We start from the raw sequence: 20,902 nt of genomic DNA on the forward strand, positions 1-20,902 counted from the left end.
GTCGGCGGTCCCTTCTGCGCGGTGCGCCCGGCAGGGGGACACCGGCAGCTGCCGCCCGGTCCGCCCCCCACCCGGCACGGACGCGTCGCCCGGTCAGGTCTGCCGGACCGTGGGGCTCCCGACCCCGCGGTTCCGTACGGGTGCATCCTCGCACCTGCCGACGACAACACGCCCGCCGACCGCCATGAAATGATCTTGATCGGTCACCCGGGAGCGCACATCCGGACACGAAGCGACCTTCCGGACACCGTCCGCCCTCACCCTCCGTACGGGCGTGCGGCAACCATCCAGGGCGGACCGACGTCTTCCGGGGGGCCACCCCCTACAGTGGTCGGACACCGAATTCGATAACCAGGGAGCGCGTGACGTGCGGCCAGTCGGCAGCAAGTACCTGCTCGAGGAGCCGCTCGGACGCGGCGCCACGGGCACCGTCTGGCGTGCGCGCCAGCGCGAGACGGCGGGCGCCGAGGCGGCCGTTCCGGGCCAGCCGGGCGAGACCGTCGCGATCAAGGTCCTCAAGGAAGAACTGGCCAACGATCCCGACATCGTGATGCGCTTCCTCCGGGAGCGCTCCGTGCTGCTGCGGCTCACGCACCCCAACATCGTGCGCACCCGCGACCTGGTCGTCGAGGGCGATCTGCTCGCCCTGGTCATGGACCTCGTCGACGGTCCCGACCTCTACAAGTACATCCGGCAGAACGGGCCCTTCACCCCGGTCGCCGCGAGCCTGCTGACCGCCCAGATCGCCGACGCCCTGGCCGCCAGCCACGCCGACGGCGTGGTCCACCGCGACCTCAAGCCGGCCAACGTCCTCCTGGACGAGAGCGGCGGGCAGATGCGCCCGATGCTCACCGACTTCGGCATCGCCCGCCTCGCGGACTCGCCCGGCCTGACCCGCACCCACGAGTTCGTCGGCACCCCGGCCTACGTGGCCCCCGAGTCCGCCGAGGGCCGCCCGCAGACCTCCGCCGTCGACATCTACGGCGCGGGCATCCTGCTCTACGAGCTGGTCACCGGCCGGCCCCCGTTCGCCGGCGGCACCGCCCTGGAGGTGCTGCACCGCCACCTCAGCGAGGAGCCCCGGCGCCCCACCAACGTGCCCGAGCCGCTCTGGACGGTCATCGAGCGCTGCCTGCGCAAGGAGCCCGACGAGCGCCCCAGCGCGCAGAGCCTGGCCCGCGCCCTGCGCGTGGTCGCCGCGGGCATCGGCGTCCACTCCTCCCCGCCCGAGGTCGAGGCCGCCCTCGGGGTCGGCGCCCTGCTCGCCCCCGACCCCTCGCCCGCCCCGGTCCCGCCCACCCCCGGCGCCGCCGATCCGACCCAGGTGCTCGCCGCGCGCTCCGGCCAGGGCGTCCCCGGCTCCGAGGACGCCACCAGCTTCCTGCCGTCGGTCGGCGCCGACGACGCCACCTCCGTGCTGCCGCCCGTGGGTGCCGCCGACGCCACCTCGGTACTGCCGAGCACCGGCCCCGGCGGGGCCCCGGCCGCCGACCCGACCGCGGTCATGCCCCCCGTGCAGCGCCCCGACGCCCCGCACCCCTGGCAGAACCAGCTCCGGGCCGCCCGGGACCGCAACGAGCAGACCCAGATGCAGTACCTCGACCCCTCCGAGGACCCGCTGCGCCGCCGCCCCCAGCGCCAGGCCCCGCCGCCGGCCGCTCCCCAGCCGCCGCGCCGGGCCCCGCAGCAGCCCGCGCCGCAGCGCCAGGCCCCGCCCCCGCAGCAGTACCAGCAGGGACACGGCGCACAGCAGGGCGGGTACCCGTACCCGCCCCAGCAGCCCCATTACCAGCAGCAGCCGCAGCAGTACCAGCAGCCGCAGCAGCCTCCGCAGTACCGGCCGCCCGCCCCGCCTCCGCAGCAGTACCAGCAGCCCCAGTACCAGCAGCCGCAGCAGCCCCAGCCGTACGCGCCCGCCCCGGCGCCCCGGCAGGCTCAGCCGCCCGCCGCGCCCCCGGCCGCCCGGCCCCCGCGCGAGCCCCGGCAGCGCAGCGCCAACCCGATGCGCATCCCCGGCCTGGGCTGTCTCAAGGGCTGCCTCTTCCTGGTGCTCCTCTTCTTCGTGGGCGGCTGGCTCATCTGGGAGCTGACCCCGCTCCAGGACTGGATCGGCACCACCAAGGGCTGGTGGGACCAGCTCGGCACCTGGATCTCGGACGTCACCGACCAGTTCGGCTCCAGCGCCCCGTAACGCCCCGTCGCGCCGCCTCCCGTCCGGGCCCCGAAGGGTCCGGACGGGCCCGCGCGGGGCCCCGGTAGCCGCGACTTCATGGATTTGTCGACTTCTGGGGGATGATTTCCCCCGCAGAAGTGAAGGTCGCGGCGTTCAGGGGCGTGCAACCCCCCTCCGGCCGCGTAGCTTTGGTGCGTACGTCAGCGGTTGAGGGAGCAGTCGTGGCACGGAAGATCGGCAGCCGGTACACCGCTCACCAGATCCTGGGACGCGGCAGCGCCGGCACGGTGTGGCTCGGGGAGGGACCGGACGGACCGGTCGCGATCAAGCTGCTCCGCGAGGACCTCGCCTCCGACCAGGAGCTCGTGGGCCGCTTCGTCCAGGAACGCAGCGCCCTGCTCGGCCTCGGACACCCCCGCGTGGTCGCCGTCCGCGACCTCGTCGTGGACGGCAACGACCTCGCCCTGGTCATGGAACTCGTCCGCGGCACCGACCTGCGCACCCGACTCGACCGGGAACGGCGGCTCGCCCCCGAGGCGGCCGTGGCCATCGTCGCGGACGTGGCCGACGCCCTGGCCGCCGCGCACGCCGCCGGAGTGGTCCACCGCGACGTCAAGCCCGAGAACGTCCTCCTCGACATGCAGGGCCCCCTCGGCCCCGGCGGCTCCCACCCGGCCCTCCTCACCGACTTCGGCGTGGCCAAGCTGATCGACACCCCGCGCCGGGCCGCCGGCGGCCCGGCGGGCGGCTCCGGCACGCCCCGCACCCGCATCATCGGCACGCCCGACTACCTCGCCCCCGAGATCGTGGAGGGGCTGCCGCCGCGCGCGGCCGTGGACATCTACGCCCTCGCCACCGTCCTCTACGAGCTGCTGGCCGGCTTCACGCCCTTCGGCGGCGGCCACCCCGGGGCGGTGCTGCGCCGACACGTCACCGAGACCGTGGTCCCGCTCCCCGGGATCCCCGACGAGCTGTGGCAGCTGATGGTGCAGTGCCTGGCCAAGGCGCCGGCCTCCCGGCTGCGGGCCTCCGAGCTGTCCGCGCGGCTGCGGGAGCTGCTGCCCCTGCTGGCCGGCATGCCCCCGCTGGACGTGGACGAGCCCGACGACCTGGAGGCCGCGGAGGGCGTGCCCGCGGGGGCTCCGGGTGCCGCCGGCGGTCCGGACGGTGACGAGGGAGCGCGGGAGCCCGTGCGCCGCCGGGGCGCGGTGCCGCTGGTCCCGGGCGGCTCGGTGGACGCGAAGGACTCCAACCGCGACACCCACACCTCGATGCGGGTGCCCGGTCCCGAGGAGCTGGCGGGCGGCGCGCTGGGTACCGCCCGGGTGCCCCGGACGGCGGGGGCCCCGCGGCCGGGCTCGGCCCGGCACCGGGCCGAGGCCGTGCGCAAGCGGCGGCTGGTGCTGACCACGGCCGCGGTGCTGCTGGCGGGGGCCATCGGGGCGGGCGCGGCCTGGCTGGCCGCCCCCTCGGACGAGGGCCCGGCCCCGCAGGACAGCAAGCAGTCGGTGCCGCACACCCCCTGAGGACGTGCGCCCCGTGCGGACGCGCACCCCGGTCCGCACGCCGACCGGTCGCCCCGCGCGTCGGGCCCCCGAGTCGGGCCGCCCGCCGGGGGTCGGCGGCCCGTACCGGTCAGCCGAGCAGCTCCGGGTGGTGGCGGCGGGCCACCTCCGGGTGCGCGCGGACCCAGCCCTTGAGCTCGTTGCGGCCGTACTGGGCGTGCAGCGGGTTCGAGGAGTCGTGGGCCACGCCCGGGGCGTCCGCGAGGTAGGCGCCCGGCACGGTCTCGATCACGGCGTCCAGGCGCGGGTTGTAGAAGAAGGGGACGGAGAAACGTTCCGTCGCGCCGGGGGGACTCACCACGCGGTGGTCGGTGGCCACCAGGTAGCCCTCCGTGGCGATCTCCAGGAGCTCGCCCAGGTTCACCACGAAGGCGCCCTCCAGCGGGGGCACGTCCACGAAGCCGCCGTCCTTCACCACCTGGAGCCCGCCCACCGCGTCCTGGAGCAGCAGGGTCAGGAAGCCGTAGTCCTTGTGCGCGCCCACGCCCTGGTCGGCGCCGCTCGGGGCGGACCCCGGGTAGCGGATCAGCTTGGTGTGCAGGTGGGGCCGGTCCGCGAAGGCCGCGTCGAAGAAGTCCTGCGGGGCCCCGATCGAGGCCAGCAGCTCCCGCAGCAGCCGGTGGGCCACCTCGGCCAGCCGCCGCTGCCACTCCAGGACCACGGGCTCCAGCTCCGGCAGGGCCGCGGGCCACTGGTTGGGCCCCTCCAGCCACAGGAAGGCCGGGTCCTCGGGGCCGAGCTCCGGGGCGGGCCGTTCGGCGCCCACGTCCAGCTGGTCCCGCCAGTCCGAGGCCCCGCCGGTGAGCTCGTGCCCGATCCGGGTGTAGCCCCGGAAGTGCGGGGAGTTCAGGTTCGACAGCGCCACCCGGTCGGCCTCCGGCAGCTCGAAGAAGCGCCTGGTCAGATCGAGGATGCGGGCGGTCTCGGCGGGGGTGATCCCGTGGCCGGTCAGGTGCAGGAAGCCGGTGTCCCGGGCGGCGGCGTGCAGCTCCCGCCGGAAGTCCGCCACCTGCGCCGGGTCGTCCGCCCGGGAGAGGTCCAGGACGGGCAGTGCGGGGGAGGGCGCGGGGGTCGTGGGCGCCGGGGAAGGGGTGGCGGCTGCTGCGGAAGGGGCGGCGGACGGGTGCGCGGACGGCATGACGGCTCCGTTTCGGATGTCACGGGTCCCTGCCCCGGAGAGTGGCGGGGCGGCGGCACGGGGTCCAGCGGGGTGGGCTAAGGCTCCGGAGCCGCGGGCGGGACCGGTTGGAAGCAGGCGGGGCTAAGCGCTTGGTTCTGGTCCGGCGGCAGACAACTCATGCTGGTGACGCGCATGAAGTCCACATGGCGTCGGCGCACGAGAAGAAGGGTCATAGCCAGAGGGTACGCCGTGTTCCGGCCGGGACGAACCGAGGGATCCGGCCTGGCAGGACGGGTCCGGCCGGGGACCAGCTAGGCTGGGGGCGTGGCAGTCGTCGATGTTTCCGAAGAGCTGAAGTCCCTCTCCTCGACCATGGGGTCGATCGAGGCCGTCCTGGACCTCGACAAGCTGAGGGCAGACATTGCCGTGCTCGAGGAGCAGGCCGCGGCCCCGTCCCTGTGGGACGACCCGGAGGCGGCCCAGAAGATCACGAGCAAGCTTTCCCACCTCCAGGCCGAGGTCCGCAAGACCGAGGCGCTGCGCGGCCGCATCGACGACCTCGCCGTCCTCTTCGACCTGGCCGAGGAGATGGACGACGCGGACACCCGCGCCGAGGCCGAGGCCGAGCTGGTCGCCGTCCGCAAGGCGCTGGACGAGATGGAGGTCCGCACCCTGCTGTCCGGCGAGTACGCCGAGCGGGAGGCGCTGGTCAACATCCGCGCCGAGGCCGGTGGCGTGGACGCCTCCGACTTCGCCGAGCGCCTCCAGCGCATGTACCTGCGCTGGGCCGAGCGCCACGGCTACTCCACCGAGGTCTACGAGACCTCGTACGCGGAAGAGGCCGGCATCAAGTCCACGACCTTCGTGGTCAAGGCGCCGTACGCCTACGGCACCCTCTCCGTGGAGCAGGGCACCCACCGCCTGGTCCGCATCTCGCCCTTCGACAACCAGGGCCGCCGCCAGACCTCCTTCGCGGGCGTCGAGGTGCTCCCGGTCGTCGAGACCAGCGACCACGTCGAGATCGACGAGTCCGAGCTGCGCGTGGACGTGTACCGCGCCTCCGGCCCCGGCGGCCAGGGCGTCAACACCACCGACTCGGCGGTGCGCATCACGCACATCCCGACCGGCATCGTGGTGTCCTGCCAGAACGAGCGCTCGCAGATCCAGAACAAGGCCAGCGCCATGAACGTCCTCCAGGCCAAGCTGCTGGAGCGGCGCCGCCAGGAGGAGCAGGCCAGGATGGACGCCCTCAAGGACGGCGGCAGCTCCTGGGGCAACCAGATGCGCTCCTACGTCCTGCACCCGTACCAGATGGTCAAGGACCTGCGGACCGAGTTCGAGGTCGGCAACCCGCAGGCGGTGCTCGACGGCGAGATCGACGGCTTCCTGGAGGCGGGCATCCGCTGGCGGAAGCAGCAGGAGACCGCGAGCTAGGCCGTGTCTTCCGGATCTTGCCTGGCCCGCGCCGCCTGGCACCGCACCTCGCGGCACTGCGCGCGTTCCGCGCTTCGTCTCGGCTCCTCTTCGAGGACCTTGGAGGCCGAGCTGCCGGAAAGCCTGATTACGTCCAGTAGGCAGGCTTCCCGGCGCCTTGCGATGCACGGCACCAGACGCCGCGGGCCTCACCGGCAAGATCCAAAAGACACGACCTAGTACGACGCGCGCGACGCGACCGAACGTACCGAGGGCCCGGAGCGGGAAGCTCCGGGCCCTCGGCCGTGCCGCGTGTGCGGCCGTGCATACGATCGGTTGCGTGCCCGGAGGCTACGCGTGCTGCGCCACCAGGGCCAGCGCGGCCACCAGCACCACCAGGAGTGCGAAGAGCGCCATCGGGTTCAGACCGGCGAAGGGGCTCTCCTGCTGGAGGCGCTCCCGGTTCGCCCGGCACACCGGGCAACGGCCCTGTTCGACGGGCGCCGCGCAGTTCGCGCACACGAGCCGGTCATATGTCATGCGCTCTCCTCCTCTCGTCCCCTGAAGAACAACGCCAAAGGGAAGCGGACCGTTCCCCCTCCCACTGTGCCGGCTTCGAAGGCATTCGGCGCGGCCCGTCGGAGGATCGGTCGGGGAACGCGGACATTCCAGGCAAGTACGGACGCCGGCTGCCTTCCGTGCGCCCGGTCGCGTATGGTCACGCACACCTACCCCCGGCGACCGTGGTGCACCCGTGATCCGATTCGACAACGTCTCCAAGTCCTACCCGAAGCAGAACCGGCCCGCGCTCAGAGAGGTCTCCCTGGAGATCACCAAGGGCGAGTTCGTCTTCCTGGTCGGCTCCTCCGGCTCCGGCAAGTCCACCTTCCTGCGGCTGATCCTCCGCGAGGAGCGGGCCAGCCACGGCCAGGTGCACGTGCTGGGCAAGGACCTCGCCCGCCTGTCCAACTGGAAGGTCCCGCAGATGCGGCGCCAGCTGGGCACGGTGTTCCAGGACTTCCGGCTCCTCCCCAACAAGACGGTCGCGCAGAACGTCGCCTTCGCCCAGGAGGTGATCGGGAAGCCGCGCGGGGAGATCCGCAAGGCGGTCCCGCAGGTCCTGGACCTGGTCGGCCTCGGCGGCAAGGAGGAGAGGATGCCCGGTGAGCTCTCCGGTGGTGAGCAGCAGCGCGTGGCCATCGCGCGGGCCTTCGTCAACCGGCCGTCCCTGCTGATCGCGGACGAGCCGACCGGCAACCTCGACCCGCAGACCTCGGTCGGGATCATGAAGCTGCTGGACCGGATCAACCGGACCGGCACGACCGTCATCATGGCCACCCACGACCAGCAGATCGTGGACCAGATGCGCAAGCGCGTCATCGAACTCGAACAGGGCCGTCTCGTGCGCGACCAGCATCGCGGCGTCTACGGCTACCAGCACTGAAAGGTCGCAGAAGACGCCATGCGCGCGCAGTTCGTCCTGTCGGAGATCGGTGTCGGTCTCCGTCGGAATCTGACCATGACCTTCGCGGTCGTCATCTCCGTGGCCCTGTCGCTGGCCCTGTTCGGCGGTTCCCTGCTGATGCGGGACCAGGTCAGCCAGATGAAGGGCTACTGGTACGACAAGGTCAACGTCTCGATCTACCTGTGCAACAAGAACGAGGCCGAGACCGGGGGCGGGGCCACCTGCGCCAAGGGTGCGGTGACCGCCGACCAGAAGAAGCAGATCGAGTCCGAGCTCAAGAAGATGGACCTCGTCGACTCCGTGACCTACGAGTCGGCCGACGAGGCGTACAAGCACTACAAGGAGCAGTTCGGCGACACCCCGCTGGCGGCCTCCATCACCCCTGACCAGATGCAGGAGTCCTTCCGGGTCAAGCTCAAGGACCCCGAGAAGTACGAGGTGATCACCACCGCCTTCAGCGGGCGGGACGGGGTGCAGTCGGTGCAGGACCAGCGGACCGTGCTGGACAACCTCTTCCGGCTCCTCGGCTACCTGAACTGGGCCGCCCTCCTGGTCATGTTGATCATGCTGGTGGTGGCGCTGCTGCTGATCGTCAACACGGTGCGCGTCTCGGCGTTCAGCCGTCGGCGAGAGACCGGGATCATGCGGCTGGTGGGTGCCTCCAGCTTCTACATCCAGGTGCCGTTCATCATGGAGGCGGCCTTCGCCGGTCTCATCGGCGCGGTGATCGCCTGCGTGATGCTGGCCTCGGGCCAGTACTTCGTGATCGACCACGGGGCGGCGCTGCGCGAGAAGATGGAGCTGATCAACTTCATCGGGTGGGACGCGGTGGTCACCAAGCTGCCGCTGGTGCTCGCCATCGGCGTGCTGATGCCCTCCGTTGCCGCCTTCGTGGCGTTGCGCAAGTACCTGAAGGTGTGACGAGCGCCCCGGGGGTGGTTTTCCCGACCCGCCGTCCCCCGGGGGGCGTTGTCCTAGACTCGGCGCCATGCCGGGCAGCCCCGTCTCCTGTCTCCGGCCCCGCGACCTGCGTCGCGGGGCCGTTCTCACGTTGGTCTTCCTCGGGGTGATCGGGACGGCCGCGGCCACCGGCTGCTGGGAGCGCGAGGAGCCCCTCGGTGCCGTCGGCGCGGTCGGTGTCGCGGGGGCCGCCGGGTCCGTGGCGCCCTCGGCCCGCGCGTCGGTTCCGGCCGGCGCGGGGACGGCCGCGGGTACGGATTCCACGGCGGCGGAACGGGCCGCACGGCCGCGGACGGCCGACCGGGCCGCGGTGGCCAGGGCCGCCGCCGAGGCGATGGCCGACGGGAAGTCGGCCAAGGAGGCGGCCGCCGAGGTCGTCAGCCGCAGCGGGGACCGCTGGGGGGTGGTCTACGACCCCGCCGAGTACGCCGAGTTCGAGGAATCCCTGCACGGCGGCTACACCGGGGTCGGACTGCGCGTCGCGCCGGCCCGGGGCGGCCGGATCACGGTGGCCCGGGTCCGCCCCGACGGGCCCGCGGCGCGGGCCGGGATCCGCGCCGGCGACCGACTGGACACCGTGGACGGGCACCGGGTGACCGGAGCGTCCCCCGCCGAGGTCGTGGCCCTGCTGCGCGGGGCGGAGCGGAGCGCCGGGGTGGGCACCCCGGTGGTGCTGGTCACGGAGCGGGCCGGGCGGACGCGTACGGACACCCTGCGGCGGGAACGGCTGCGCACCGAAGCGGTGACGGTGCGGCGGCTGTCCGGCGGGGTGACCGTGATCCGGGTGGCCTCCTTCACCAAGGGGTCCGGGGAGCTGGTCCGGGAGGCCGTGCGGTCGGCCCCGGCCGGCGGCGGGGTGATGTTGGACCTGCGGGGCAACCGCGGCGGACTGGTCAGCGAGGCCGTGGCGGCCGCCTCGGCCTTCCTGGACGGCGGGCTGGTGGCCACGTACGACGTGCGCGGGGCCCAGCGGGCCCTGTACGCCCAGCGGGGCGGGGACACGGGGCGGCCGCTGGTGGCGCTGGTGGACGGCGGCACGATGAGCGCGGCCGAGCTGGTCACGGGCGCCCTGAAGGACCGGGGGCGGGCGGTGACCGTCGGGACCCGCACCTTCGGCAAGGGGTCGGTGCAGATGCCGACGGAGTTGCCGGACGGTTCGGTGGCGGAGCTGACGGTCGGCCTGTACCGGACCCCGGAGGGGCACAGCGTGGACGGGCGGGGGATCGTGCCGGACCTCGCGGTGGGGGAGCGGGCCGAGGAGCGGGCCCGCGCGGTATTGGGTGGCCTCGGGGGCGGGTCGTAGTGCGAAAATGACCGCACTATGGCAAAGGAACAAGGGCGCAAGCTGATCGCGCAGAACAAGAAGGCGCGGCACGACTACACGATCCTCGACACGTACGAGTGCGGGCTGGTGCTGACCGGCACCGAGGTGAAGTCGCTGCGGCAGGGGCGGGCCTCCCTGGTGGACGGCTTCGTGCAGATCGACGGGCACGAGGCGTGGCTGCACCAGGTGCACGTGCCCGAGTACACCCAGGGGACGTGGACCAACCACAGCGCGCGGCGCAAGCGGAAGCTGCTGATGCACCGGGCCGAGATCGACAAGCTGGAGTCGAAGGCGCAGGAGACGGGTCACACGATCGTGCCCCTCGCCCTGTACTTCAAGGACGGCCGGGCGAAGGTCGAGATCGCGCTGGCGAAGGGCAAGAAGGAGTACGACAAGCGGCAGACGCTGCGGGAGAAGCAGGACACCCGCGAGACGAGCCGGGCCATCGCGGCGGCGCGGCGCAAGCAGCGCGGCTAAAAGGCTTGGCATCCCGTGGCGCGCTTCGCGTACCATGGGCACAGCACCGCCCCCCCCGGGGTGGGGCACCTTGTAAAAAGAACATGGGGATGATCGGTTTCGACAGCGGCTGTCGAAACAGGAGAAGCGAGCCGAGGAAGCGGCAATGATCTCGTAAACCATATGTCGCAACCAATAATCGCCAACACCAAGAGCGATAACTCCCGCTTCGCCCTCGCTGCCTAATTTTAGGTAACGAACAGAAGCCTCTGTGAGGAGCGTCAGCCCGGGGATGGTCCCGACCCGGATCCTGGCGTCATCAAGGGATCTAAACCTCCACCTCCGGTCACGGGGGGTGGGGGGAAATCAAACAGTGACTGAGCCCGTCGGAGACTTGTCCGCGTGATCTCCGGGGCTGAGAAACTCATAGCGGACTGCGCTCGGAGAAGTCCTTTTTCTGCACCGTTGGACGCGGGTTCGATTCCCGCCATCTCCACTCATCCCATGTGGGCGAAGGCCCCGCCACCGGCACCCCCGGCGGCGGGGCCTTCGTCGTGCCCGGTGTCAGGCGGTGTAGTGGTACCGGGCCTTGATGATCTTCACCTGCTTGTCGTCCGCCCGGTAGACGAGCCGGTGTTCGTCGTCGATCCGGCGGGACCAGTAGCCGGACAAGTCGCCCTTCAGGGGCTCCGGTTTGCCGATGCCGGTGAAGGGCGTCCGTTGGATCTCCGCGATGAGGCGCACGATCCGCCGGGCCATCTTCGTGTCCGACGCCAGCCAGAAGAGGAAGTCCTCCCATGCGGCCGGGTCGAATCGAATGTCCCTCACTCCCCGCCCGCCAGGTCATGCAGCTCTTCCAGGCCCTTCGGGATGTCTTCCGAGGCCGCTCGATCGCGCGCCACCGCCTCCATGAGCCGCTGGGCGTTCGCGGGGGAGCGCAGCAGGTAGACCGTCTCCTGCCAGGCGTCGTAGTCGTCGGCCGACATGAGGACGGCGTCGCCGTTCTTCGAGCTGATCCGTATCGGGACGTGGTCGTTGTTCACCCGCTCGATGAGCGGGAAGAGGGTCTTGCGTGCTTCGCTGGCGCTGATCGGCATCGGGGCCTCCGCTCTCGTCCGTACCTGTTCATGGTACGAGAGTCGTACCGGATTGCGGTACGCGTCGAGTACGGGCCAGGGGGAGGGCCGCTGTGAGGGAGAGGAGGGCGGCGGCGGTGGGGGTGAGGTAGGCGGGGGCCGGGGTGAGGGCCTCGACGGCGGTGCCCGCCGCGGCGGCGCCCGCGGCGATCCCGGTGAGCAGGGCGGTGACGGCCAGGGTCATGCCCTCGTTGAGGCGGTCCGGCGGGGTCATCCGCTGCACCAGGGCCATGCCCGTGACCATCGTCGGCGCGGTGGCCATGCCGGCCGCCAGCAGGGCCAGGCCCAGCAGCGGCAGGGAGCCGGAGGAGGCGGCCGCGTACGGCAGGCACATCAGGGCGGCCATCACGGCCACGCACAGCAGCAGGCGGCGGCGGGGGGCGGCGGCCGCGGGGAGCAGGCCGTAGGCCAGCCCGGCCAGGCAGGAGCCGAGGGCCTGGAGGGCCAGGACCGGGCCGGAGGCGCCGCCCAGCCCGCGCGCGTCCAGATGGGCGATCGAGACCACCTCCATGGAGCCGAAGACCGCGCCCGTGGCCGCGAACAGCACCAGCAGGCCGGGCATCCCGGGGGCCCGCAGCGGGGCCGGGCCGCGGGCCACCCGCCCGGACGGCGGCGGTTCGGTGGACCGGCAGGCGGTGAACAGCAGCATCCCGGTGAGCAGCAGCGCCGCCGCGGTCAGGGTGCCCGCCTCCGGGAAGAGGCCCGCGCACAGGGCCGCGGCCAGGACCGGGCCGAACATGAAGCACGCCTCGTCCGCGGCCTGTTCGAAGGAGTTGGCGGTGTGCCGGGCTGCCGGGTCGGCGTGCAGCAGGTGCGCCCAGCGGGCCCGGGCCAGGCCGCCGATGTTGGGGGTGGTCGCGGTGGCGGCGTACGCGAGGAACAGCGTCCAGTCCGGGGCGCCGGTCCGCACGCACAGCACCAGGAGCAGGGAGCCGAGGACGGCGACGGCCGTGGCGGGCACCGCCACGCGGGCCTGTCCGTACCGGTCCACCAGGCGGGCCGTCCAGGGGGCCACCACGGCCGTGGCGGCCAGCCCCGTGGCCGTCACCGCGCCGGCCAGGGCGTAGGAGCCGCGCTGTCCGGCGATCATCATCACCGCGCTGACCCCGAACATGCCCATGGGCAGCCGGGCCACCAGGTTCCCGGCGGTGAAGGCACGCGCGCCGGGTGTGCGGAACAGCCGCCGGTACGGGCCCGTGGGGCGGGTCGGGCGGGCGGGGGGAGGTCCGGTCGGGGCGGGTCGGGGCGCGGCGAGGACCAGGGTGTCGCCGGTGACGGTGAGGAGGGGCCGGTGCATGGGGATCAGCCTCCGGCCGGAGGCCGCCGCCGGTCCAACACCTCTTCCGTGGCCTTTCACGCACCCCTGTTGTTAATGTGCCGCGGTGACCGAGTTCCTCGACCCCCGGCTGCTGCGCGGATTCCTCGCCGTCGCCGAGGACCTGCACTTCACCCGCGCCGCCGCCCGCCTGTTCGTGGCCCAACAGGCGCTCAGCCGTGACGTCCGCGGCCTCGAACGGACCCTGGGCGCCGAGCTGTTCGTCCGCACCACCCGGCAGGTCGCCCTCACCCCGGACGGGGAGCGGCTGCTCCCGCACGCCCGCCGGGTGCTCGCCGCGCACCGGTCGCTGTCCGAGGCGTTCGCCGGGGCCCGCCCCCTCCTGGTGGACCTCAACACCGACGGGCCCAGCACCGGCCGCGCCGTCCTGGAACACGCCCGCGAACTCGCCCCCGGCTGCGAGCTGATGGCCCGCTTCGAGAGCGGACTGACGCACAGCGCCGCCGAGATCGCCGCCGGCCGCCTCGACGTTGCCTTCGGCCGGTTCGCCGGGCTCGCCCCGGGGCTACGGTACGGACTGTCCCAGCAGCCCGTCCGGTACGAGCCGCTGGCGGTGCTGCTGCCCGACGGGCACCCGCTGGCCGGGCGGGAGACGGTGCGGCTCGACGAGCTCGCCGGGGAGACCCTGTACGCCGGGGCCGGGAACCCGCGCACCCGCGAGTGGACCGACCTGGCCCGGGCCCTCTTCGAGGGCCGCGGCATCGCCCTGGCCCCGCCCGCGCCCGTGGCCATGGGCAAGGAGGAGTTCCGGCGGGTGATGGCCAAGACCGGCAACCCGGTCCTGGCCACCGTGGACTTCGCCCGCCTGCCCGGTACCGTCAACCGGCCCCTGACCTGCCCCGTCCCGCTGTCCCCGCTCTCCCTGGTGTGGCGCCGGGGGCTGCGCCACCCCGGCCTGGACGCCCTGCGCGCCGCCGCCGGTGCCCTCGCCGCCCGGCACGGCTGGCTGGACCGGCCCGCGGACTCCTGGCTGCCCGGACCCGACGAGGAGGTCATGCGCGGACCCTCCTGACCGGCCCGCCCCCGGCGGCCGGCTCACACCGCCCGGACGCCCCGGGTGAGAGCAACGTTCCGCGCCGGTCACCCCGCGGGCACGGGCACCGAAACGCGCCGCTCCTACGGTCGGCCCCACCGGACACCACCGCAGGGGAGGCACGAGATGACCGCAGCGCGTACGGGCGGCCGCTGGATCGCACACTGGGACCCGGAGGACGAGCGCTTCTGGCGCGAGACCGGCGAGCGCACCGCCCGCCGCAACCTCGTCTACTCCGTGCTCTCCGAGCACATCGGCTTCTCCGTGTGGACCCTCTGGCCGGTGCTGGTGCTCTTCATGGGCCCCGAGTACGGCATCGACCCCGCCGGGAAGTTCTTCCTCATCGGCACCGCCACGCTCGTCGGCGCCCTCGTGCGGGTCCCGTACACCTTCGCCGTCGCCCGCTTCGGCGGCCGCAACTGGACCGTCTTCAGCGCCCTGTTGCTGCTCGCCCCCACCACCGCCGCCCTGCTGGTCATGGAACCGGGCACCTCCTACGGCACCTTCCTGCTGGTCGCCGCCCTCACCGGGGTCGGCGGCGGCAACTTCGCCTCCTCCATGACCAACATCAACGCCTTCTTCCCGCTCCGGCGGAAGGGCTGGGCCCTCGGACTCAACGCGGGCGGCGGCAACATCGGCGTCCCCGTGGTGCAGCTCGCCGGACTGCTCGTCATCGGCACCGCGGGCGCCGGCCACCCCCGGCTGCTCCTCGCCGCCTACCTGCCGCTCATCCTCCTCGCCGCCGTCCTCGCCGCCCTGCGCATGGACAACCTGGCCCCCGTCCGCAACGACACCGGGGCCGTCCGCGAAGCGCTCCGCGAGCGGCACACCTGGATCATGGCCTTCCTGTACGTGGGCACCTTCGGCTCCTTCATCGGCTACGGCTTCGCCTTCGGGCTGGTCCTCCAGACCCAGTTCGGCCGCACCCCGCTCCAGGCCGCCTCCCTCACCTTCATCGGGCCGCTGCTCGGCTCCCTGGCCCGACCCGTCGGCGGGCGACTCGCCGACCGCTCCGGCGGGGCCCGCGTCACCCTCGCCGCCTTCGTGGCCATGGCCGCCGCCACCGGACTGGTCCTGCTGGCCTCCGTACGCGACTCCCTGCCGCTCTTCCTCACCGGATTCACCGCCCTGTTCCTGCTCAGCGGCCTCGGCAACGGCTCCACGTACAAGATGATCCCCGGCATCTTCCAGGCCCGGGCCCTGGCCCGCGGCCTGACCGGGGAGGCGGCCGACGCCTCCGGCCGACGGCTCTCCGGCGCCGCCATGGGACTGATCGGAGCGGTCGGCGCCCTCGGCGGGCTCGGCATCAACCTCGTCTTCCGCGAGGCGTTCCTGCGCTCCGGCTCCGGCACCGCCGCCTTCCTGACCTTCCTCGGCTTCTACGCCGCGTGCTGCGCCGTCACCTGGGCGGTATACCTTCGCCGACCCGCCCCGGCCCCCGGCGCGCACGACCCTGCCGGCGCCGAGCCCGCCGGCCCGGTCCGGCTCGGCTACGCCGAGGTGTGAGCCGCCCCTCCCCGCAGGCAGCCGCGTTACGGCGCGGAAACACGGCCGAACCGGGCCCGTCACGGCCCGTTGGCAGGCTCGGTCCGGCCGCAGACCCGATCCGTCCGCCGCGCCGCTCCCGGCGGGCCGCCGACCCCGCGCAAGGCAGGTCACCATGGCTGAGAGAACACCCCCGCACCCCGGCGGACTGAACGGGTTCACCGTCGGGGTGACCGCCGCCCGGCGCGCCGACGAACTCGGCGCGCTCCTCGCGCGCCGCGGGGCCGCCGTCCAGCACGCCCCCGCCCTGCGGATCGTGCCGCTCGCCGACGACGGCGAACTCCTCGCCGCCACCCGGGAACTCATCGACCACGCCCCCGACGCCGTGGTGGCCACCACCGCCATCGGCTTCCGCGGCTGGATCGAGGCCGCCGACGGCTGGGGCACCGGCGAAGCCCTCCTCGACCGGCTCCGCGGGGCCGAACTCCTCGCCCGCGGACCCAAGGTCAAGGGCGCCGTCCGCGCCGCCGGTCTCGCCGAATCCTGGTCCCCCGCCTCCGAATCCCTCGCCGAGGTCCTCGACCGGCTGCTCGGCGCCGGGGTCGCGGGCCGCCGCATCGCCCTCCAACTGCACGGCGAACCCCTGCCCGGCTTCGTCGAGGCACTCCGGGCCGCCGGCGCCGACGTGGTCGTCGTCCCCGTCTACCGCTGGCTGCCCCCCGAGGAGCCCGCCCCCCTGGACCGGCTCCTCGACTCCCTCGCCGCCCGCACCCTCGACGCCGTCACCTTCACCTCCGCCCCCGCCGCCGCCTCCCTACTGGCCCGCGCCGAGAGCCGCGGCCTGCTGCCCCGGGTCCTGGACGCCCTCCGCGCCGACGTGCTCGTGGCCTGCGTCGGACCCGTCACCGCCCTGCCCCTCCAGGCCCGCGAAGTCCCCACCCTGCACCCCGAACGCTTCCGTCTCGGCCCCCTGGTCTCCCTCCTCTGCGCCGAACTGCCCGCCCGCGCCCGGGTGCTCTCCGTCGCCGGCCACCGGCTGGAGATCCGCGGACACGCCGTCCTCGTCGGCACCGAGCTGCGCACCGTACCGCCCGCCGGCATGGCCCTGCTGCGCGCCCTGGCCCGCCGACCCGGCTGGGTCGTGCCCCGCGCCGAACTGCTCCGGGCCCTGCCCGGCGCGGGCCGCGACGAGCACGCCGTGGAGACCGCCATGGCCCGGCTCCGGGCCGCCCTCGGCACCCCCCAGCTCATCCAGACCGTGGTCAAACGCGGCTACCGGCTCTCCCTGGACGCCCGCGCCGACACCAAGTACGGCCCGCCGTGACCGGGTACGGGCCCCGGCCCCGGGGACGCGGCGCACGACCGGCCCCGCCCCCGATCCGGGCCGCCCGGGGCCGGGACCGCGCCACACGGCCCCGGTAGGGTGGCCCGATGATCGTCAACGGGGTGGAGATGCGGCCGCTGCGGCCGGAAGACGCCCGGCCACTGGCCGAGGCGCTCGTACGCAACCTGGACTACCTGGCCCCCTACGAGCCGCCCAGGCCCGCGGACTTCCACACCGAGCAGGGCCAGCGCCTGCGCGTCGCGGAGCTCCTCGAAGCCCGCGCCGCCCTCCGCAGCGTGCCCTGGGTCCTCCAGGACACCGCCGACGGCCGGATCGCCGGGGCCGTCAACCTCAACAACCTCGTCCTCGGCCCCTTCCGCTCCTCCAGCGTGGGCTACTGGATCGGCGAGGAGTACCGCGGCCGCGGCCTGGCCACCGCCGCCGTCGCCGAGGTCACCCGGGCAGCCCGCGACGAGTTCGGCCTGCACCGCCTCGAAGCCGGCACCCTCCTCGACAACCACGCCTCCCAGCGCGTCCTGCTGAAGTCGGGCTTCGAACCCTTCGGCACCGCCCCGAACTACCTGTACATCGACGGCGCCTGGCGGGACCACCGGCTCTTCCAGAAGCTCCTCCACGGCGACCCGCCCGGCCCGCTCCCCGCCCCGCCCGCCGGCGACGCCTGACCGGAGCCGCCCCGCCCCGCGCCCGGATCCGGACCGCCCGGCGGGGTTCCGGTCCGGGCCGACCGGGTGCACTCTGACGGGGGCGGGTCCGGCGCCGCAGGGCGCCCCCGATCCGCCGCTCCGGCGTGTGCACAGACCCTTCGAGCTACCGGCGAGGCGGTGACGGCATGAACGCGCACGGGCTGTGGTTCGACTCCGGACGGACCTGCCTGGACCTACTGGCGACCGGCGGCCCCGAACGCCTGTCCGGCCCCGCCGAACTCCACCGCTGGCTCCTGGGCGCCGGACTCCTCCCGCCCGGACCCGCCCGCCGCCCCGTCCCCGTGGACGGCGGCTGGCCACCCCGCTTCCGGGCCCTCCGCGCCGACCTCGCCCCCCTGGTCCGCGCCGCCCTCCCCGCCCCGCCCCCCGGCTCCGCGCCCCGCCCCGCGACACCCCGGCTCCCCGCCGCCGCCCTGGCCCGGGTCAACACCCTGGCCCTCCTGGCACCCCCCGGACTGTGCGCCGTCCGCGGGGCCGACGGCGCCCTCGTCCGCGAGCTCCGCGGGGCCGACTGCGGAGCCCTGCTCGCCGCCGTCGCCCGGGACGCCGTCGAACTCCTCACCGACCCCGCCGAACGCGCCCTGCTCCGCGCCTGCGCCGGCGACGGCTGCACCCGCCTCTACCTGGACGCCTCCCGCGGCCACCGCCGCCTCTGGTGCTCCAGCGAGCTCTGCGGCAACCGCGAACGGGTGGCCCGACACCGCCGCCGCACCCTCGCCGACCGCCCCGCGTGAGCGGCCCCCGGCACCCCGCACCCCCGGCCGGCTCGCCACGACACCCCGGACCGGGCCCGGCCCACCCGGCTTCCCGGAAACGGCGGGTGCGGGCACGGCCCGCCGTCGCGTACGGTTGACGGTCGCCCACGCACGTCAGAAGGGGGCCCCGGTGGCCGCGCAGGATGCCGTCGATCACACGGTCGGTACCACGGCAGATTCCGTCCGCGATCGTGAGATCGCGGTCGAGCAGAAGCACCTCGACCAGGTGTACCGCCGCTTGGAGGAGAAGATCCACGAGGCGGAGTTCCTGATGAACGACGCGGCCAAGCGCGGGCAGGTCGGCACGCCCGGCGCCCTCGCCGAACGCGACGCCCAGGTCTTCCGCGCGGGCATCCACCTCAACCGGCTCAACAACGAGTTCGAGGACTTCCTCTTCGGACGCATCGACCTCCTCCGCGGCAAGGACGGCGAACGCGGCCCCGACGGCGCCCACACCTCCGTGGAGCCCGCCGACGACGCCGTCCGCGAGGACCGCACCGCCGACATCGAGGAGACCCTCCACATCGGCCGCATCGGCGTCCTCGACTCCGACTACTCCCCGCTCGTCATCGACTGGCGGGCGCCGGCCGCCGCCCCGTTCTACCGCTCCACCCCCAAGGAACCCGGCCGGGTGGTCCGCCGCCGCGTCATCCGCTCCAAGGGCCGCAAGGTACTCGGCGTCGAGGACGACCTGATGCGCCCCGAGGTCACCGCCCACCTCGACGGGGCCGAACTCCCCGTCATCGGCGACGGTGCCCTCATGGCCGCCCTCGGCCGGGCCCGCACCCACACGATGCGCGACATCGTCTCCTCCATCCAGGCCGAACAGGACCTGGTCATCCGGGCCCCCGCCGCCTCCGTCGCGGAGGTCTCCGGCGGCCCCGGCACCGGCAAGACCGCCGTGGCCCTGCACCGCGCCGCCTACCTCCTCTACCAGGACCGCCGCCGCTACTCCGGCGGCATCCTGATCGTCTCCCCGACCCCGCTGCTCGTCGCCTACACCGAGGGCGTGCTGCCCTCCCTCGGCGAGGAGGGGCAGGTCGCCATCCGCGCCCTGGGCTCCCTGGTCGACGGGGCCGAGGCCACCGCCTACGACGAACCGGCCACCGCCCGGATCAAGGGCTCCTCCCGGATGCTCAAGGTCCTCCGCAAGGCCGTGCGCGGCGCCCTGGAGCTCGGCGGCCCCACCGGCACCGCCCCCGACCTGCTCCGCGTGGTGGCCTTCGGCCGCCGCCAGGAGCTGGAGGCGGCCGAGCTGGACCGGATCCGGCAGATCGCGCTCGGCGGCACCGCCCCGGTCAACCTGCTCCGGCCGCGCGCCCGCAAGCTGCTCCTGGACGCCCTGTGGGCCAAGTCCGGCGGGGCGGGCCGGCACAGCGACCCGGAGCTGGCGGCGGAGCTGCGCTCGGCCTTCGACGAGGACATCTCCACCGAGGACGTCTTCCTCGACTTCCTCAACGCCTGGTGGCCCGAACTCACCCCGCGCGGGGTGCTCGCCGCCATGGCCGACGAACGGCGGCTGGGCCGTTGGAGCCGCCGGATCCTCAACCCGCGCGAGACCCGCCGGCTGGCCCGGTCGCTGCGCCGGGTGGGACCGGCCGGTCAGGGCCCGCTGTCGGTGCACGACGTGGCCCTCCTGGACGAGCTCCAGGGCCTGCTCGGGGCGCCCGCCCGGCCCCGCCGCAAGCGCGAGATGGACCCGCTGGACCAGCTGAGCGGGCTGGAGGAGCTGATGCCCCAGCGCGAGGAGACCCAGCGGGAGCGGGCCGAGCGGCTGGCGGCGGAGCGCACCGAGTACGCGCACGTGATCGTGGACGAGGCCCAGGACCTCACCCCGATGCAGTGGCGGATGGTCGGCCGCCGCGGCCGGCACGGCACCTGGACCGTGGTGGGCGACCCGGCGCAGTCCTCCTGGACCGACCCCGAGGAGGCCGCGGCCGCCCGGGACGAGGCCCTGGGCACCCGGCCGCGCCGCCGGTTCACGCTGACCGTGAACTACCGCAACCCCGCCGAGGTGGCCGCGCTGGCCGCGAAGGTGCTGGCCCTGGCCATGCCGGGGGCCGAGTCCCCGCGCGCGGTGCGCTCCACCGGCCTGGAGCCGCGGTTCGCCGTGGCCGGGCCGGAGCTCGGCGCCACCGTCCGAGAGGAGACGGCCCGGCTGCTGGAGCAGGTGGACGGCACCGTGGGCGTGGTCGTGGCCATGGACCGCCGCGAGGAGGCCGCGGGCTGGCTGGCGGGCCTGGGGGAGCGCGCGGTGGCCCTGGGCAGCCTGGAGGCCAAGGGCCTGGAGTACGACGCCACGGTGGTGGTCTCCCCCCGGGAGCTCGCCGACGAGTCCCCGGCGGGGCTGCGGGTGCTGTACGTGGCCCTGACCCGGGCCACCCAGCAGCTGACCGTCGTGGCCGCCGGCGGCGACGCGCCCGACGGGGACGGGGTGCCGGAGCTGTTGCGCGGCTGAGCCGCGGCCGGAGCCGCCCCCGCCCCCGGCCGGGGGCGGCTCCGGGCCCCGGACCTGGCGGAGTCGCCGGTCCGACCGGCCGGCGCGCGGAGCTTCCGCACGTAGGGGGATCACTTTCGGCGAACCTTTGTTAGCCTGGTTTCGACACCGGCTCGATCCAAGCCCCCGGGCCCA

At 74.1% G+C, this 20,902-nt stretch carries 18 protein-coding genes and 1 other RNA gene; 14 read left to right on the plus strand and 5 right to left on the minus strand.

The window, feature by feature from the left end:
• Nucleotides 1–367: 367 nt before the first annotated feature.
• Nucleotides 368–2,191 (plus strand): serine/threonine-protein kinase, encoded by a 1,824-nt coding sequence (locus ABTZ17_RS05950; RefSeq protein ID WP_352194272.1) that lies wholly within the window; start codon nucleotides 368–370, stop codon nucleotides 2,189–2,191.
• 203 nt (nucleotides 2,192–2,394) lie between these two features.
• A complete protein-coding gene (locus ABTZ17_RS05955) occupies nucleotides 2,395–3,699 on the plus strand; it encodes a serine/threonine-protein kinase (protein ID WP_352194273.1) in 1,305 nt (434 codons plus the stop codon).
• Between the two features lie 109 nt (nucleotides 3,700–3,808).
• On the opposite strand, the gene ABTZ17_RS05960 is transcribed toward ABTZ17_RS05955, so the two are convergent.
• Nucleotides 3,809–4,876: an isopenicillin N synthase family dioxygenase gene (locus tag ABTZ17_RS05960; protein ID WP_352194274.1), complete on the minus strand. Its 1,068-nt coding sequence runs from the start codon at nucleotides 4,874–4,876 to the stop codon at nucleotides 3,809–3,811.
• A gap of 306 nt (nucleotides 4,877–5,182) precedes the next feature.
• Between ABTZ17_RS05960 and prfB the strand changes: the two genes are divergently transcribed.
• Complete coding sequence (gene prfB / locus ABTZ17_RS05965; RefSeq protein WP_352194275.1) at nucleotides 5,183–6,292, plus strand: peptide chain release factor 2; 1,110 nt, start codon at nucleotides 5,183–5,185, stop codon at nucleotides 6,290–6,292.
• A gap of 330 nt (nucleotides 6,293–6,622) precedes the next feature.
• On the opposite strand, the gene ABTZ17_RS05970 is transcribed toward prfB, so the two are convergent.
• Nucleotides 6,623–6,811: a hypothetical protein gene (locus ABTZ17_RS05970; protein WP_352194276.1), complete on the minus strand. Its 189-nt coding sequence runs from the start codon at nucleotides 6,809–6,811 to the stop codon at nucleotides 6,623–6,625.
• A 214-nt stretch (nucleotides 6,812–7,025) separates the two neighbouring features.
• On the opposite strand from ABTZ17_RS05970, the gene ftsE reads away from it, so the two are divergent.
• The 5 genes from ftsE (at nucleotide 7,026) to ssrA (ending at nucleotide 10,975) form a co-directional block, all read left to right on the plus strand.
• Nucleotides 7,026–7,715: a cell division ATP-binding protein FtsE gene (gene ftsE, locus ABTZ17_RS05975; protein WP_352194277.1), complete on the plus strand. Its 690-nt coding sequence runs from the start codon at nucleotides 7,026–7,028 to the stop codon at nucleotides 7,713–7,715.
• Nucleotides 7,716–7,733: 18 nt separating this feature from the next.
• A complete protein-coding gene (gene ftsX, locus ABTZ17_RS05980) occupies nucleotides 7,734–8,657 on the plus strand; it encodes a permease-like cell division protein FtsX (protein ID WP_352194278.1) in 924 nt (307 codons plus the stop codon).
• Between the two features lie 67 nt (nucleotides 8,658–8,724).
• Entirely contained in the window at nucleotides 8,725–9,999 is a 1,275-nt protein-coding gene (locus tag ABTZ17_RS05985) for a S41 family peptidase (RefSeq protein ID WP_352194279.1), read from the plus strand.
• A gap of 18 nt (nucleotides 10,000–10,017) precedes the next feature.
• A complete protein-coding gene (smpB, locus tag ABTZ17_RS05990; protein WP_352194280.1) occupies nucleotides 10,018–10,497 on the plus strand; it encodes an SsrA-binding protein SmpB in 480 nt (159 codons plus the stop codon).
• An 85-nt stretch (nucleotides 10,498–10,582) separates the two neighbouring features.
• Nucleotides 10,583–10,975: a transfer-messenger RNA gene (gene ssrA / locus ABTZ17_RS05995) on the plus strand.
• Nucleotides 10,976–11,040: 65 nt separating this feature from the next.
• Here the strand turns inward: ssrA and ABTZ17_RS06000 are convergent.
• The 3 genes from ABTZ17_RS06000 to ABTZ17_RS06010 are packed head-to-tail and all read right to left on the minus strand — an operon-like array spanning nucleotide 11,041 to nucleotide 12,909.
• Complete coding sequence (locus ABTZ17_RS06000) at nucleotides 11,041–11,304, minus strand: Txe/YoeB family addiction module toxin (protein WP_352194281.1); 264 nt, start codon at nucleotides 11,302–11,304, stop codon at nucleotides 11,041–11,043.
• The gene (locus tag ABTZ17_RS06005) at nucleotides 11,301–11,573 is read right to left on the minus strand and encodes a type II toxin-antitoxin system Phd/YefM family antitoxin (protein ID WP_352194282.1); all 273 of its coding nucleotides are present in this window, start codon (nucleotides 11,571–11,573) and stop codon (nucleotides 11,301–11,303) included. The genes ABTZ17_RS06000 and ABTZ17_RS06005 overlap by 4 nt, the downstream gene beginning before the upstream one ends.
• Before the next feature lie 28 nt (nucleotides 11,574–11,601).
• On the minus strand, nucleotides 11,602–12,909 hold the full coding sequence (locus ABTZ17_RS06010) for an MFS transporter (protein WP_352194283.1): 1,308 nt from the start codon (nucleotides 12,907–12,909) through the stop codon (nucleotides 11,602–11,604).
• An 85-nt stretch (nucleotides 12,910–12,994) separates the two neighbouring features.
• Here ABTZ17_RS06010 and ABTZ17_RS06015 point away from each other — a divergent pair, with 85 nt between their 5' ends.
• The 6 genes from ABTZ17_RS06015 to ABTZ17_RS06040 all read left to right on the plus strand — a co-directional run bounded on the left by ABTZ17_RS06015 (nucleotide 12,995) and on the right by ABTZ17_RS06040 (nucleotide 20,728).
• On the plus strand, nucleotides 12,995–13,960 hold the full coding sequence (locus tag ABTZ17_RS06015; RefSeq protein WP_352194284.1) for a LysR family transcriptional regulator: 966 nt from the start codon (nucleotides 12,995–12,997) through the stop codon (nucleotides 13,958–13,960).
• Nucleotides 13,961–14,107: 147 nt separating this feature from the next.
• Nucleotides 14,108–15,487 carry a nitrate/nitrite transporter gene (locus ABTZ17_RS06020; RefSeq protein WP_352194285.1) on the plus strand — a complete coding sequence of 460 codons (1,380 nt, stop codon included), beginning with the start codon at nucleotides 14,108–14,110 and terminating at the stop codon, nucleotides 15,485–15,487.
• A gap of 154 nt (nucleotides 15,488–15,641) precedes the next feature.
• Nucleotides 15,642–16,790 (plus strand): uroporphyrinogen-III synthase, encoded by a 1,149-nt coding sequence (locus ABTZ17_RS06025; RefSeq protein ID WP_352194286.1) that lies wholly within the window; start codon nucleotides 15,642–15,644, stop codon nucleotides 16,788–16,790.
• A 107-nt stretch (nucleotides 16,791–16,897) separates the two neighbouring features.
• Complete coding sequence (locus ABTZ17_RS06030; protein ID WP_352194287.1) at nucleotides 16,898–17,473, plus strand: GNAT family N-acetyltransferase; 576 nt, start codon at nucleotides 16,898–16,900, stop codon at nucleotides 17,471–17,473.
• Between the two features lie 167 nt (nucleotides 17,474–17,640).
• Nucleotides 17,641–18,249, plus strand: coding sequence for a CGNR zinc finger domain-containing protein (locus tag ABTZ17_RS06035; protein ID WP_352194288.1), 609 nt, complete (start codon nucleotides 17,641–17,643; stop codon nucleotides 18,247–18,249).
• Nucleotides 18,250–18,400: 151 nt separating this feature from the next.
• A complete protein-coding gene (locus tag ABTZ17_RS06040; protein ID WP_352194289.1) occupies nucleotides 18,401–20,728 on the plus strand; it encodes a HelD family protein in 2,328 nt (775 codons plus the stop codon).
• Nucleotides 20,729–20,902 lie beyond the last annotated feature (174 nt).

Origin of the sequence: Streptomyces sp. NPDC097619, assembly GCF_040302735.1 — a bacterium.
In the GTDB taxonomy this organism is placed as follows: domain Bacteria; phylum Actinomycetota; class Actinomycetes; order Streptomycetales; family Streptomycetaceae; genus Streptomyces.